Source organism: Roseobacter insulae (assembly GCF_019375555.1).
GTDB classification, from domain to species: domain Bacteria; phylum Pseudomonadota; class Alphaproteobacteria; order Rhodobacterales; family Rhodobacteraceae; genus Roseobacter; species Roseobacter insulae.
In genome coordinates, this window is the sequence record NZ_JAHXDN010000002.1 from 277,392 (window position 1) to 292,300 (window position 14,909).

Consider the following 14,909-nt stretch of genomic DNA (forward strand, 5'->3'; position numbering starts at 1 on the left):
TGCAGATGAGCGATATCGACCCCACCGTTCGGCCAGAACCCTTGCCCGAGGATACCGACCGCGCGTTGCGCCCGCAGATGCTGGGTGAATTCGTGGGTCAGGCGGAGGCGCGCGCAAATCTGCGCGTCTTCATACAATCGGCGCGGCAGCGGGGCGAGGCGATGGATCACACCCTGTTTCACGGCCCGCCCGGCCTTGGCAAGACCACCCTGGCGCAGATTATGGCGCGTGAACTCGGCGTGGGCTTTCGTATGACCAGCGGGCCGGTTCTGGCAAAAGCCGGTGATCTGGCCGCCATTCTCACGAACCTCGAGGCGCGCGATGTCTTGTTCATCGACGAGATACACAGGCTCAACCCGGCGGTGGAAGAGGTGCTCTATCCTGCGCTGGAAGATTTCGAACTGGATCTGATCATTGGAGAAGGCCCCGCGGCGCGCACCGTGCGGATCGAATTGCAGCCGTTTACGCTGGTGGGGGCCACCACGCGGATGGGATTGCTGACAACGCCGCTGCGCGACCGTTTCGGCATCCCGACGCGGTTGCAATTCTACACCGAGGACGAGCTGTTCATTATCGTCGAGCGTAATGCCCGCAAGCTTGGGGCGCCTGCCGATGAAGCCGGCGCGCGGGAGATCGCGCGGCGGGCGCGCGGCACCCCCCGGATTGCCGGGCGATTGCTGCGGCGCGTGGTGGATTTTGCCCTTGTGGATGGCGATGGTACCGTCACCCGAGATTTGGCGGACATGGCGCTGACGCGTCTGGGGGTGGATCATCTGGGACTGGATGGCGCGGACCGGCGCTATCTGGGCCTGATCGCGGAGAACTACGGCGGTGGTCCTGTCGGTATCGAGACGCTGAGTGCGGCGCTCAGCGAAAGCCGTGACGCGCTGGAAGAAGTCATCGAACCTTTTTTGCTGCAACAGGGGTTGATCCAGCGCACGCCGCGCGGGCGGATGCTGGCACACAAGGGATGGGCGCATCTGGGCATGCGGCCACCCAAGAGCCAGAGCGATCTTTTTGGCGCATAGCGGGCAGTTTTATGCCTCCGGCGGGGATATTTATGAACCAGAGAAACTGATGTTGGACGCCACTGAAATCGAGGCGCTCTTCACGCGGGAGGATGGGGCGTTTGCCTTTGCCCGTTGGGGCCGGCCGATTGCGCCGATTGTCTTTGGCGTCACCGATGACACGCTTTCGGTGGTCAAGGGCGCGCTGGAGGCTGTGATGGTTCTGTCCGGCCACAGGATGGCGGAGACCGATCCCGAACTGGGCAGCAATCTCATGATGTTCTTTTTTCGCGACTGGGACGAATTGCGCGATGTACCCGGCCTGGACCGGCTGATCCCTGAACTTGCCTCGCTGGTTGCCCGGTTGACGTCGGTGGAGGCCAATCAGTACCGGGTGTTCCACTTTGACCCCGAGGGCGCGATCAAGGCCTGTTTCGTCTTCCTGCGTATGGACGCCGACTTAAGTGCTGTTCCGGCTGAAACCCTTGCCCTCAGCCAGACCGTGCAATCGGTGTTGCTGTGGTCGGACACTGCGTTCCGATCAAGATCCGCCCTGGCCGTTGCGGGTGAGAAAACGATCTTGCGACCGGACATCGCGGCACTCATCCGCGCGGCTTACGATCCGGTCATGCCTGCTGTCGCACAGGATCCGAGCCACGCCCTGCGTCTTGCAGCACGGGTGGGGCAGATGCAATGACGCAGGTCAACTATCAGCAATTCGCGCGCGAGTGGCAGGCGGGCTGGAACAGCCATGACCTCGACCGCATTTTGTTGCATTACCGCGATGACGTGGTCTTTTGCTCGCGCAAGGCGGTCGCGCGGGTGGGGACGGGGCAGATTGACGGCCGAGCCGCGTTGCGCCGCAGCCCAACCTCGCCTTCGAGGTTACCGATGTTTTTGAGGGACACGAGATGATGGTGATCACCTATCTGAACCACCATGGCGTTCTGGCAGCTGAAACGATGTATTTCGACACAGGCGGTCTGGTCGTGCGGGCCGCGGCCTGCCACCGGCCGGAGGGGCGCTGATGCACCGCTTTCCCCTTCGCGTTTATTACGAAGACACCGACATGGCGGGCATCGTCTATTATGCCAATTACCTGCGCTATATCGAACGCGCGCGCAGCGACTGGGTGCGCGAAATCGGCATCGACCAGCAGGCCATGAAGGCGCGGGGCATTGTCTTTGCCGTGCGGCGCATTGAGGCGGATTACCTTCAGCCAGCGCGTTTCGATGACGAACTGGACGTGGTGACCACGCTCACGCAGCTGACGCCGGCACGTATGGTCATGGCGCAGACCGTGTCTCGTGATGGCGATGTGCTCTTTGCCGCGGTGGTAACGATTGCCTGCATCGGCGCGGGTGGAAAGCCCGTGCGATTGCCAGCAGAACTCCGCTTAATGCCGATATCTGTTGCCTCATGACAGCATAGTGATAGCAATCCCCGTTGTTCTTCGTTAGAATCGCGTGAAATCGAGGCCGGGAAAACGGCCCGGAGCGGTGAAACGTAAAGAGCAGGCATCATGGAAGCAGAAACGCTAGCATTGGCGCAGGAGATTGATTTCTCCTTCTGGGGGCTGTTTGCCCGCGCGACCCTTATCGTCAAACTGGTCATGATCATGCTGATCGTGGCTTCTTTCTGGTCCTGGTCGATCATCGTCATGAAGCTGATCATCTATCGCCGCGCCCGTGCAGAGGCCGCGGAGTTCGATCAGGCCTTTTGGTCGGGCGAACCATTGGATGGGTTGTTCGAAGCAGTAGGCCCCGCGCCCTCCGGCAGTTCGGAGAAGATTTTCGCCTCCGGCATGACGGAATGGCGTCGGTCGCATCGGGATGACGGCGGGCTGATCGCAGGGGCGACATCGCGCATCGACCGGTCGATGGATGTCGCCATCAACAAGGAAGCAGATTACCTGCGGGGCGGCCTGACGGTTTTGGCAACGGTCGGGTCCTCGGCTCCGTTCATCGGACTTTTCGGGACGGTCGTGGGCATTATGAATGCCTTCATCGAGATTGCCGAGCAGCAGAACACCAACCTGGCGGTTGTGGCCCCGGGCATTGCAGAGGCGCTGCTGGCGACCGGGCTGGGTCTTCTGGCGGCGATCCCGGCGGTGATTTACTATAACAAGCTGAGCGCGGACTGCGACAAGATCCTGTCGGGCTACGAGGCCTTTGCCGACGAATTCGCAACCATCCTCAGCCGCCAGCTGGATAGCTGAACGATGGGTGCGGGCGTCATACAGACCCAGGGCGAAGGTACCCGCCGGCGGCGGCGCGGGCGCGCCAAGGCGCAGCCGATGTCGGAGATCAACGTCACCCCCTTCGTCGACGTCATGCTGGTGTTGCTGATCATCTTCATGGTTGCGGCCCCGTTGTTGACGGTCGGGGTGCCTGTCGAGCTGCCCAAAACAGCGGCGGGCGCCTTGCCTGCGGATCAGGAAGAACCGCTGACGATTACCATTACCGCGGCTGGCGGCCTGCAGATCCAGACAACCGAGACGGCGCGTGGTGAGTTGATCCCGAAACTTCGCGCCATTGCGGCGGAACGCACAAGCGATCAGGTGTTCCTGCGGGCCGACGGCGCGGTGCCCTATGCGCGGGTCATGGAAGTCATGGGCGCGCTCAATGCTGGCGGGTTCTCCGACATCGGGTTGGTGACGGATATCGGTGGCCCGACACTGGACGGCCGGGATGGTGCTGCCGGTGGGGCAGATCGGTAGGGCGCGGTGCACACCGGTCACTATATCTCGGGCGTGGGCCATGTGGCTCTGATCGGATGGCTGATTTTTGGCGACGTTTTTGCTGCGGAACCTTTGCCGTTCGAAGCGACCACCGTGTCGGTGATTTCAGGCAGTGAATTCGCGGCTATGGTCGCGGCTGGCAGGGCGCCGCAATCGACAACGGAAGTGGCACAGCCCTCCAGTCCCGAGGTAACGCCCGACGCCCCTGAGATTGCCGCAACCGAGGACCCGGTAGCCGGGCAGACACCACCCGAGCAGGCGCAGACCCCTGCAACCGAAGATGCGCCGGATGTCTCCGACCTCGCGGCTTTACCGCAGGCAGATGTCAGCGATCAGGCGCCGGTTCTGCCCGATCCGCCCGCCGATGTCGCCGTTTTGGTGCCGGAGGTCAGCGACAGGCCGGTGCCGCAAGCGGCAGAGCGGGTAGCGCCGGAGGCCATTGCGCAACCCGACCCCGAAGCAAGGCCCGATCCGGTGGAACAGGAGGCGGTCACGCCCAATGCGTCGGGCGAGACACAGCAGGACCCCGCGGAGGCAACGGCACCCGAAGCGGCCGCCACCGAGATCGTGACCGAAGCCGAGCAGCCAAGTGCCGTGCCGCTGCAATCGGCGCGCCCGCCTGCGCGCCGCCCGGACCCGCCGGTGCAACAGGCCGCGCAACCAGTGGAAGCGGCCGAACCTGCCGCGCCAGCCGAGGACACCACGGAAGACGCTGTCGCCTCGGCACTCGCCGAAGCGCTGGCCGCAGACTCCTCCGCTCCGGCGGTGCCGCAGGGGCCGCCGCTGTCGGCCGGCGAGAAGGATGCCTTGCGCGTGGCGGTGTCCAGCTGCTGGAACGTGGGGTCGCTGTCGACCGACGCGCTGAACACCACCGTGGTGGTAAGCGTGTCGATGACGCAGGATGCCCGACCCGTGACCTCCTCGATCCGCATGGCGTCAAGCTCTGGCGGGTCCGAACAGGCGGCGCGCCGGGCATTTGAGGCGGCCCGCCGCGCAATCATCAGATGTGGCGCAAAAGGGTTCGATTTGCCGGTGGAAAAATACGGCCAGTGGCAGGATATTGAGATGACCTTCAATCCCGAAAGGATGCGGATCAAATGAGACTTCTGGGAATGGTACTTGCCGTGACGCTGGGATGTGTGTCCCCGTCCGCCGGATCAGCGCAGGCTCAGGGCGACGGTCCGCTGCGGATTGAGATCACCGAGGGTGTCATCGAACCGTTGCCCTTCGCGCTGCCGGTCTTTCAGGCGGAGACTGCCGATGCGCCGGGCCTTGCGGCCCAGATCAGTCAGGTTGTGTCGGCTGATCTGTCGGGTACCGGGCTGTTCCGGGAAATCCCCGCAACGGCCTTCATCAGCACCGTCAGCAATTTTGCCGACCCGGTCCAATACGCTGACTGGAAAGCGATCAATGCGCAGGCGCTGATCACGGGGGCAGTGGCCGTGCAGGGCAACCAGCTGACGGTGAAATTCCGCCTCTACGATGTGTTCTCAGGCGCTGAAATGGGCTCAGGCCTGCAATTCACCGGCACGCCCGACGGCTGGCGGCGCATGGCCCATAAAGTCGCGGATGCGGTCTATAGCCGGATCACCGGTGAGGGCGGATACTTTGACAGCCGCGTGGTCTTCGTGTCGGAAACCGGGAACAAAGATGCGCGCCAGAAGCGACTGGCCATCATGGATTACGATGGCGCGAACGTACAATACCTCACAGATAGCAGCGCCATCGTGCTCGCGCCGCGCTTTTCGCCAAGCGGTGACCGGGTGCTGTACACCAGCTATGAAACCGGGTTCCCCCGCATCTACGTGCTTGACGTGGGCTCCGTCCAGCGCCGCGTTCTCGAAAGTCAGGACGGCACGATGAGCTTTGCGCCTCGGTTCGCGCCGGATGGTCAGAACATCGTGTTTTCGCTGAGCCAGGGTGGCAACACCGATATTTTCGCCATGAATGTCGCCGGGGGCGGTGCAACCCGCCTGACATCGGCACCCTCGATTGAAACCGCCCCCAGTTTCTCGCCCGATGGCAGCCAGATCGTCTTTGAAAGCGACCGCTCCGGTTCCCAGCAGCTCTACATCATGCCGGCATCGGGAGGAGAGGCACGGCGGATTTCCTTTGGACCGGGCCGTTACGGCACACCGGTCTGGTCGCCGCGCGGCGATCTGATTGCCTTTACCAAGCAGAACAGCGGACGGTTCCACATTGGGGTGATGCGCACCGATGGGGCCGAGGAGCGCCTACTGACGGCGTCTTTTCTGGACGAGGGGCCGACCTGGGCGCCTAATGGGCGCGTCATCATGTTCACCCGCGAAAGCCAGGGGGCGGGCGGACGTTCGTCGCTGTACTCGGTGGATATCTCCGGACGCAACCTCCGACCCGTGCGCACCCCCGATGGCGGGTCCGATCCGTCGTGGTCGCCTTTGCAGAAATAGCCTTTGAAATCGTTTCCATAAGCACGTGCCTGTGGTAAAAAGTCACCAAAACAATAACACCCACTCAGGATACATGAGGCAGTATACATGAAACCGACAGCAAAAATCATTCTCCTCGTCGCCGGGCTGGCTCTCGCCGCCTGTACCAACCCGGGCCGCTTTGGCGCCGACGGAACAGCCGGCGGGATCGGCGCGGGTGGCGGCGCAATCGTCCCGGGCAGCGCCAATGACCCCACCTCGGCGGCATATTTCAACCAGACCATCGGCGACCGGGTCCTGTTTGCCGTGGATCAATCCAACCTGACCGATGAAGGCCGGGTCGTTCTGGACGGACAGGCGAACTGGCTGCTGACCAACACGGATTTCACGGCGATCATCGAGGGGCACGCGGACGAGCAGGGCACCCGTGAATACAACGTGGCGCTCGGCGCGCGCCGCGCGAATTCGGTCATGGAGTACCTTGTTTCCAAGGGTGTGGCCGGCAATCGGCTGCGCACCGTGAGCTACGGTAAGGAGCGCCCGATCGAGATCTGTTCCAACGAAGCCTGCTATGCCAAGAACCGCCGCGCGGTGACTGTGCTGGCCGGTGGTTTGACAGGCTGATCCGATGCGTATTCTGGCCGTTTTCGCCACCCTTGTTCTGTTATCGCCGACAAGCGCGGCTGCCCAAGATCAGCAGACGCTTGCGGACATCCGGCAGGAGATGACCGTTCTGTATGTCGAGATACAGCGGCTTCGGCGTGAGTTGTCGACAACGGGCGCGGCCTCCGTCGAAACAACCGGCGGGTCGGTGCTCGACCGTATAAATGTGATCGAAACCGAAATGCGGCGGCTGACGTCCAAGACGGAAGAGCTGGAGTTCAGGATCAATCGGATTGTCGAGGACGGCACCAATCGGATCGGTGATCTGGAGTTTCGTCTTGTAGAGCTTGAGGGCGGGGATATTGCCGCTTTGGGGGAAACCACGACACTTGGCGGTGATGTGCCTGCGCCCACAGCCGGCACCGCAACGGCACCTGCGGCCGCACCGGCCCTGACCCAGGGCAATGGCACGCAGCTGGCGATGGGTGAAGAGGAAGACTTCAAAAAGGCGCAGGCCGCGCTGGCGGAAGGAAACTACCAGCAGGCGGCGGAACTTTTCGCGACGTTCACCCAGACGTATCCCGGTGGTCCTCTCGCAGCGGGTGCGGATCTGGGTCGTGGCGAGGCGCTGGAAGGGCTTGGCGATACCCGCGAAGCGGCGCGCGCCTACCTGAACAGCTTCAGCGTGGACCCGACCGGGCCTGTGGCCGCGCAATCGCTCTACCGCCTGGGCAAATCGCTGGGTGGCCTGGGTCAGACGCAGGAGGCCTGCGTGACCCTTGGTGAAGTCGGCGTGCGTTTTCCGACAGACCCGGTTGTCGAACAGGCGCGGGCGGAAATGCAATCACTGGGTTGTGCGTGATGTAATGCGTCGTGATCTGGGCGGTGAAGTCGATAAATTCCTGCTGCCCGATCCCCCCTCTGCACTGGGCGTCGCCGTGTCGGGCGGGGGGGATTCAATGGCACTGCTGCACCTTCTGCACGATTTTTGCCAGCATCATTCCATTGCGCTGCGTGCTGTGACCGTGAACCATGGCCTGCGTCCGGAGGCGGCGGAAGAGGTTGCCTTTGTTGCAAAGACCTGCGCCAGCCTGAACGTGACGCATAGTGTGTTGCATTGGGATGAATGGGACCGGCAGGGCAACCTTCAGAACGAGGCGCGCAAGGCACGGTACCGGCTGATCACGGCTTGGGCAAAGGCGCATGGCGTATCTCACATCGCGTTGGGGCATACGGTGGATGATCAGGCGGAAACCGTCTTGATGCGACTGGCCCGCGGGTCCGGCGTGGACGGGCTGACCGCGATGACGCCGCGCCGCCAGGTGGATGGCGTGACTTGGATGCGCCCGCTTCTGCATGTATCCCGCGTCGAATTGCGACAGGAACTGAACGCGCGGGGCCTCAGCTGGCGGGACGATCCCAGCAACGATGATGCCGGTTTCGAGCGGATCAAGATGCGACAGGCGCTGGATGTTCTGGAGCCTCTGGGCGTCGATGCTCCCGCGCTCGCACAGGTTGCCGAGAACATGGCGCGGGCACGTGAGGCGCTGAACGCCCATGCAGCCGCCGCCGCAAAGGGCATCGTCTCGGTCGAGGCAGGCGCGTTCAGGATTGACTGGCAGGGGTTCGACGCATTGCCTGAAGAGACGGCCCGCCGCATCTTTCTGCGTGCTCTGAGCTGGATCAGCGGCGCGGATTACCCGCCCCGCAGCCGTGCCGTGCTGCGGCTGATGGCAGCGCTGAAGGCCGGAGATAGTGGCACCTTGGATGGATGCCGCGCCCGCCGTCGCGATGACAGTTTGTGGATCTACCGCGAGTACAATCCTGTGCGCGCCGTCACCTGCGCGGTTTCCGGCGTATGGGACAATCGGTGGCGGGTTGATGCGGAAAAATGCCCGGATCAAGTGCATGTCGGTGCCTTGGGGGAAGACGGGTTGCGTCAGGTACCAGACTGGCGCGCAACCGGCCACATGAGAGAGGTCCTTCTGGCAACGCCAGCCGTCTGGAATGGGCAGGTTCTGGTCGCGGCACCGCTGGCTGGCTACACCAATGGGTGGCGGGCAACTCTCGTGAAAGACGAAAAAGCCTATTTTGCCGCGCTTTTATCGCATTGAACCTGACGGTACAGTGTCTATCTTAGTCGGGTGGTGGTATCATTACGGTTCGCACCACGCGCATATTTGGGAGAAATTCGTTGGGTAACGCACGCAACATCGCCTTTTGGGTCGTTTTGTTCCTTCTGATCCTGGCACTGTTTAATCTGTTCAGTGGTCCCGGCAGCACATTGCAAAGCAGAGAGATCAGCTACTCTGAATTTGTGAATGCGGTCGAATCCGGCGAAGTCAGCAACGTGACGCTCGATGGTGAGCAAGTGCGCTTTCGTCAGGCCGACGGGGTGGACTACGTGGCGATCAAGCCAGAAGACGCTGAAATCACGCAGCTTTTGATTGAAAACAACATCCCGGTGCGTGCCGAGCAACAACAGCAGTCCGGTTTCCAGACCTTCCTGATGTCGCTTCTCCCCTTCCTGTTGCTCATTGGCGTCTGGGTCTATTTCATGAACCGGATGCAGGGGGGCGGCAAAGGCGGTGCGATGGGCTTTGGCAAATCCAAGGCCAAGATGCTGACCGAGAAGCACGGGCGCGTGACGTTTGACGACGTTGCCGGCATCGACGAGGCCAAGGAAGAACTGGAAGAAATCGTTGAGTTCCTGCGAAATCCGCAAAAATTTAGTCGTTTGGGCGGGAAAATTCCGAAAGGGGCGCTGCTTGAAGGCCCTCCCGGGACCGGTAAGACACTGCTGGCGCGCGCCATTGCGGGCGAGGCGGGTGTCCCCTTCTTCACAATCTCGGGATCGGATTTTGTCGAAATGTTTGTCGGTGTCGGTGCAAGCCGTGTGCGCGACATGTTCGAGCAGGCGAAGAAAAATGCGCCCTGCATCGTCTTTATCGATGAGATCGATGCCGTTGGTCGTCATCGGGGTGCCGGTTACGGTGGCGGTAACGACGAGCGCGAACAGACCCTCAACCAGTTGCTGGTGGAGATGGACGGTTTCGAGGCCAATGAGGGCGTGATCATCATCGCGGCCACGAACCGCAAGGACGTTCTCGACCCCGCGTTGCTGCGCCCGGGACGATTTGACCGCCAGGTTACCGTCGGTAATCCGGACATCAAGGGCCGCGAGAAGATCCTCGGCGTGCATGCCCGCAAGACGCCGCTGGGCCCGGACGTGGACCTGCGGATCATCGCGCGCGGTACACCCGGTTTTTCCGGTGCGGATCTTGCCAATCTGGTGAACGAGGCGGCATTGGGGGCGGCCCGTGTTGGTCGGCGTTTTGTTGCGATGGCGGATTTCGAAAGCGCAAAGGACAAGATCATGATGGGTGCCGAACGGCGCTCCATGGTGATGACGCCCGAACAGAAGGAGATGACGGCCTATCACGAATCCGGCCACGCGCTGGTGGGGATGATGCTGCCGAAATGCGATCCGGTTTACAAAGCCACGATCATTCCGCGTGGCGGAGCTCTTGGTATGGTGATGAGCCTGCCGGAGATGGACCGCCTCAACATGTTCAAGGATGAATGCCACCAGCGGTTGGCCATGATGATGGCCGGCAAGGCAGCGGAGATTCACAAGTACGGGCCTGACTCGGTCTCCAACGGCCCGGCGGGCGACATCATGCAAGCCTCCGCTTTGGCGCGGGCGATGGTGCTGCGCTGGGGGATGTCCGACAAGGTTGGCAATATCGACTACTCCGAAGCCGCCGAAGGCTACTCCGGCAACACGGCCGGCTTCTCCGTGTCGGCCAACACCAAGGAACTGATCGAGGAAGAAGTCCAGCGCTTCATTCAGGACGGTTACGAATGGGCGCTGAAAATCATAAAGGAAAACGAGTCGGAGTTTGAGCGTCTGGCGCAGGGTCTGCTGGAATACGAAACGCTCACCGGCGATGAGATCAAGCGCGTGATGAACGGTGACCCGCCGGTACCGCCCGCGGATGAAGCGGACAAACCCGACAGCGGCTCGGCCCCCAGTGTGACGGGCATTCCAAAGGCGAAGGCGAAAGCCAAGGCAAAGAAAGCGCCGCCGTCGGATGACGGGCTGGAGCCCGAACCCTCCACCTGATCACGCAGCCTGATACCTGCGTCACAAAATATCATGAGGTCCTGCTGCGGCAGGGCCTTTTCTTTTGAGCGGCACTTTGGTCTGAGGGGCTGCAACCGTTGACAGGAGAGACCACCGTGCCCGCTCTGATGCCCACCAGTTACACCGGAGAAATCACCTGGCTGGGGCGTGTGATCGACAGCGACAAGACGCTGCGCGCAGAGCCGCTGCGCAGCGCGGATTTGACGTTCACCGGGATCGAGGGCGAATGCCACGGCGGGTTGACCCGACCCTCCTGCGTACGGACAAAGGCGCAATATGCGCGGGGCACCGAAATTCGCAACGTGCGGCAACTGTCCGTTTTGTCTTTTGAAGAACTGGCGCAGATCGCGGACCGGATGGGCTTGAGCGAGTTTGACCCGGCCTGGGTTGGCGCGTCGATGGTAATACGCGGCATCCCTGATTTCACCCATGTGCCCCCGTCTTCCCGATTGCAGATGCCCAGTGGTGCCACCATCACCGTGGACATGGAAAACCGCCCCTGCGTGTTGCCCGGTCGGGTGATTGAAAACGAAAAATCCGGCAGCGGCGCCGCCTTCAAAACCGCAGCAAAAGACCGGCGCGGGGTGACGGCATGGGTCGAACGCGAGGGGCCGGTTGCGGTTGGTGATGCCGTCACGCTGCACATTCCTGACCAGCCGGTCTGGGCACATTTTGGCGAGGCACGTACGTAACATTCGTTTCCGAAAAGAAACGATTGTTGTCCTTGCCGCCGCAACAAGTCTTGGAAATGTCGGAATCACGCTTCTGCGGAGGGCGCAGCACTCGTATGCATTGGCTGGCAACTTCGCCGTGCGCGGCGCTTCAATGGGGATTCTCACATGGCTCACAAAACCGACATCGAAATCGCGCGCGAGGCGTCGAAAAAACCAATCCAGGAGATCGGTGCGAAGCTGGGTATCGCCAGCGACGACCTGCTGCCATACGGCCATGACAAGGCAAAGGTAAGCCAGTCTTTTATCAATTCTGTTCAGGACCGCCCCGATGGCAAGCTGATCCTTGTGACCGCGATCAATCCGACGCCGGCGGGCGAAGGCAAGACCACCACAACCGTCGGTCTGGGTGACGGTCTGAACCGCATCGGCAAGAAAGCCGCCGTGTGCATTCGCGAAGCGTCGCTTGGGCCCAACTTCGGCATGAAGGGCGGGGCCGCAGGTGGCGGCTATGCACAGATCGTGCCGATGGAAGAGATGAACCTGCATTTTACCGGCGACTTCCACGCGATCACCTCCGCGCATTCGCTGCTCTCGGCGATGATCGACAACCACATCTACTGGGGTAACGAACTGGAGATCGACACCCGCCGTGTCGTCTGGCGGCGCGTGGTGGATATGAATGATCGGGCGTTGCGCCAGATCACCACGTCGCTTGGCGGTGTGGCCAACGGGTTCCCGCGCGAAGCCGGTTTCGACATCACCGTGGCGTCCGAAGTCATGGCGATCCTCTGCCTGTCGAAAAACCTCGATGACCTGCAAAAACGCCTGGGCGACATGATCGTTGCCTACCGCCGCGACCGGTCGCCTGTCTTTGCCCGCGACATCAAGGCGGATGGGGCAATGACCGTTCTGCTGAAGGATGCGATGCAGCCGAACCTTGTGCAGACGCTGGAAAACAACCCGGCCTTCGTGCACGGTGGCCCCTTCGCCAACATCGCGCACGGCTGCAACTCGGTCATCGCGACGACAACCGCGTTGAAGCTTGCCGATTACGTTGTGACGGAGGCCGGTTTCGGCGCTGATCTTGGGGCGGAAAAATTCCTCAACATCAAATGCCGTAAGGCGGGCCTGTCGCCTTCCTGTGTGGTCGTCGTGGCCACCGTGCGTGCGATGAAGATGAACGGAGGTGTGGCCAAGGCGGATTTGGGGGCCGAGAACGTGGACGCCGTGAACAATGGCTGTGCCAACCTCGGGCGTCATATCGAGAACGTCAAATCCTTTGGCGTCCCGGTGGTCGTGGCGATCAACCACTTCGTCACCGATACCGATGCGGAAGTGCAGGCGGTCAAGGATTATGTTGCCAGCCAGGGGGCCGAGGCGGTCCTGTCGCGGCACTGGGAACTGGGCTCCGAGGGCTCTGCCGATCTCGCAACCAAGGTGGCCGAAGTCATCGACGCGGGCGAGGCGAATTTTGCGCCGATCTACCCGGATGACATGACCCTTGCGGATAAGATCAACACCATTGCCACGAAGATTTACCGTGCCGACAGCGCCCAGATGGATCAGAAAATTCTCACCCAGCTCAAGGATTGGGAGGATCAGGGATACGGTAACCTGCCGGTCTGCATGGCCAAAACCCAGTACAGCTTCACCACCGATCCGAATGAACGGGGGGCACCCACAGGGTTTGACATCCCGGTGCGTGAAGTGCGCCTGAGCGCCGGTGCGGGCTTTGTCGTGGCGATCTGCGGTGAGATCATGACAATGCCCGGCCTGCCACGGGTGCCGTCTGCCGAAAACATCAGGCTGAACGCTGATGGTGACGTCGAAGGCCTGTTCTGAGGCCAGTCTGCCACAACGATGTCCGGCGGGGGCGCAGAAAATCAGTTGCCCCCCGTCCATCACCCCGCCAAGCTGAGCGTCATGACATTTAAGGAGACCATGATGACCAGATTGATTGCTGTGCTGTTCGCCTTGCTGTTTGCAGGGGCCGTTGCCGCCGAGGACCGCTACGTCGGATATTACTACCCGGAAGTGACGTCGGAAGAGGACTTCGACCGCGTCGTAAGGGCCAGTCAGGGGGCCGGAAAAGCCGTTCGCATCGACTTCGTGAACGTTCTGACGGCCGCGCAGCTCGAAGCACCGGAGAGCCCGCGCTTTGTATTCTTCGCAAAGGGGGAAGGCTCGAAAACGCTGGTTCTGGTGGCGCTTGATGATGAGGTTTTCTCGACGCTCTATCGCGCGCGCGCCCTCTTGGCGCAGTTGACCGTCAGTGTTCGGCGCGGTGGCTTCTTCCGGCAGGAAGAGCTGCAATATGTCGCCACCTTCTACGATCTGCTGCAATTGATGCAGTTTGACGAACTGGTGATCAGCGACGGACAATCATGGGCCCACAGGGTCAATTTCAAACGACAGTAGGAAGACAAGATGCCAGCCACGATCATCGACGGAAAAGCCTTTGCCGCCCGCGTCCGCACGCAGGTTGCGGGGCATGTGACCCGGCTTAAACAGGACCACGGGATCACGCCCGGGCTGGCGGTTGTGCTGGTGGGGGAAGATCCGGCCAGCCAGGTCTACGTGCGCTCGAAGGGCAAGCAGACTGTCGAGGTGGGCATGAAATCGGTGGAGCACAAGCTCGATGCGCAGACATCCGAGGCTGATCTGCTGGCAGTGATCGACCGGTTGAACAAGGATCCTGAGATCCACGGCATTCTGGTGCAACTGCCGCTGCCCGGCCATCTCGACGAGGATCTGGTGATCAACTCGATTGCGCCGGAAAAGGACGTGGATGGGTTTCACATCTCGAATGTCGGGCTGCTGGGCACCGGACAGAAATCCATGGTGCCCTGTACGCCGCTGGGTTGCCTGATGATGCTGCGGGATCATCATGGCTCGCTCAGCGGCATGGAGGCGGTGGTGATCGGTCGCTCGAATATCGTTGGCAAACCGATGGCGCAGCTGCTGCTGGGGGACAGCTGCACCGTGACCATCGCGCATAGCCGTACGAAAGATCTGCCGGAAGTCGTGCGCCGCGCCGATATCGTCGTTGCGGCTGTCGGGCGTCCTGAAATGGTGCCGGGCGACTGGATCAAACCCGGCGCAACCGTCATCGACGTTGGCATCAACCGTCTGGATGCACCGGAAAAGGGCGAGGGTAAAACCCTGCTTGTGGGTGACGTCGATTACGAGAGTTGCGCCGCGGTCGCCGGCGCGATTACGCCCGTCCCCGGGGGCGTCGGTCCGATGACCATCGCGTGCCTTCTGGCCAACACGGTCACCGCCTGTTGCCGCGCCAACAGTCTGTCTGAACCCGAAGGCCTGACAGCCTGA

At 61.7% G+C, this 14,909-nt stretch carries 15 protein-coding genes; all 15 read left to right on the plus strand.

Features of this window, described 5'->3' with window-relative positions; genetic code table 11:
* Nucleotides 1-5: 5 nt before the first annotated feature.
* On the plus strand, nt 6-1,028 hold the full coding sequence (gene ruvB, locus KX928_RS07490) for a Holliday junction branch migration DNA helicase RuvB (protein ID WP_219500659.1): 1,023 nt from the start codon (nt 6-8) through the stop codon (nt 1,026-1,028).
* A 49-nt stretch (nt 1,029-1,077) separates the two neighbouring features.
* Nucleotides 1,078-1,704, plus strand: coding sequence for a hypothetical protein (locus KX928_RS07495; protein ID WP_219500660.1), 627 nt, complete (start codon nt 1,078-1,080; stop codon nt 1,702-1,704).
* A 327-nt stretch (nt 1,705-2,031) separates the two neighbouring features.
* Nucleotides 2,032-2,430: a tol-pal system-associated acyl-CoA thioesterase gene (gene ybgC, locus KX928_RS07505; RefSeq protein ID WP_219502045.1), complete on the plus strand. Its 399-nt coding sequence runs from the start codon at nt 2,032-2,034 to the stop codon at nt 2,428-2,430.
* Nucleotides 2,431-2,529: 99 nt separating this feature from the next.
* On the plus strand, nt 2,530-3,225 hold the full coding sequence (tolQ, locus tag KX928_RS07510; RefSeq protein ID WP_219500661.1) for a protein TolQ: 696 nt from the start codon (nt 2,530-2,532) through the stop codon (nt 3,223-3,225).
* Between the two features lie 3 nt (nt 3,226-3,228).
* Nucleotides 3,229-3,726, plus strand: a complete 498-nt coding sequence (gene tolR, locus KX928_RS07515) for a protein TolR (protein WP_219500662.1) — start codon at nt 3,229-3,231, stop codon at nt 3,724-3,726.
* Between the two features lie 6 nt (nt 3,727-3,732).
* Nucleotides 3,733-4,848, plus strand: a complete 1,116-nt coding sequence (tolA, locus tag KX928_RS07520; protein ID WP_219500663.1) for a cell envelope integrity protein TolA — start codon at nt 3,733-3,735, stop codon at nt 4,846-4,848.
* Nucleotides 4,845-6,176, plus strand: coding sequence for a Tol-Pal system beta propeller repeat protein TolB (gene tolB / locus KX928_RS07525; RefSeq protein ID WP_219500664.1), 1,332 nt, complete (start codon nt 4,845-4,847; stop codon nt 6,174-6,176). Before tolA ends, tolB begins: the two co-directional genes overlap by 4 nt.
* A gap of 87 nt (nt 6,177-6,263) precedes the next feature.
* A complete protein-coding gene (gene pal / locus KX928_RS07530) occupies nt 6,264-6,779 on the plus strand; it encodes a peptidoglycan-associated lipoprotein Pal (protein WP_219500665.1) in 516 nt (171 codons plus the stop codon).
* Nucleotides 6,780-6,783: 4 nt separating this feature from the next.
* Nucleotides 6,784-7,620: a tol-pal system protein YbgF gene (gene ybgF / locus KX928_RS07535; RefSeq protein ID WP_219500666.1), complete on the plus strand. Its 837-nt coding sequence runs from the start codon at nt 6,784-6,786 to the stop codon at nt 7,618-7,620.
* 4 nt (nt 7,621-7,624) lie between these two features.
* The gene (gene tilS, locus KX928_RS07540) at nt 7,625-8,872 is read left to right on the plus strand and encodes a tRNA lysidine(34) synthetase TilS (RefSeq protein WP_219500675.1); all 1,248 of its coding nucleotides are present in this window, start codon (nt 7,625-7,627) and stop codon (nt 8,870-8,872) included.
* An 80-nt stretch (nt 8,873-8,952) separates the two neighbouring features.
* Nucleotides 8,953-10,884: an ATP-dependent zinc metalloprotease FtsH gene (gene ftsH / locus KX928_RS07545; RefSeq protein WP_219500676.1), complete on the plus strand. Its 1,932-nt coding sequence runs from the start codon at nt 8,953-8,955 to the stop codon at nt 10,882-10,884.
* A 116-nt stretch (nt 10,885-11,000) separates the two neighbouring features.
* Nucleotides 11,001-11,597, plus strand: coding sequence for an MOSC domain-containing protein (locus KX928_RS07550; protein WP_219500678.1), 597 nt, complete (start codon nt 11,001-11,003; stop codon nt 11,595-11,597).
* Between the two features lie 147 nt (nt 11,598-11,744).
* Nucleotides 11,745-13,421, plus strand: a complete 1,677-nt coding sequence (locus tag KX928_RS07555; protein WP_219500680.1) for a formate--tetrahydrofolate ligase — start codon at nt 11,745-11,747, stop codon at nt 13,419-13,421.
* A gap of 102 nt (nt 13,422-13,523) precedes the next feature.
* Entirely contained in the window at nt 13,524-13,997 is a 474-nt protein-coding gene (locus KX928_RS07560; protein WP_219500683.1) for a hypothetical protein, read from the plus strand.
* Between the two features lie 9 nt (nt 13,998-14,006).
* A complete protein-coding gene (gene folD, locus KX928_RS07565) occupies nt 14,007-14,909 on the plus strand; it encodes a bifunctional methylenetetrahydrofolate dehydrogenase/methenyltetrahydrofolate cyclohydrolase FolD (RefSeq protein ID WP_219500684.1) in 903 nt (300 codons plus the stop codon).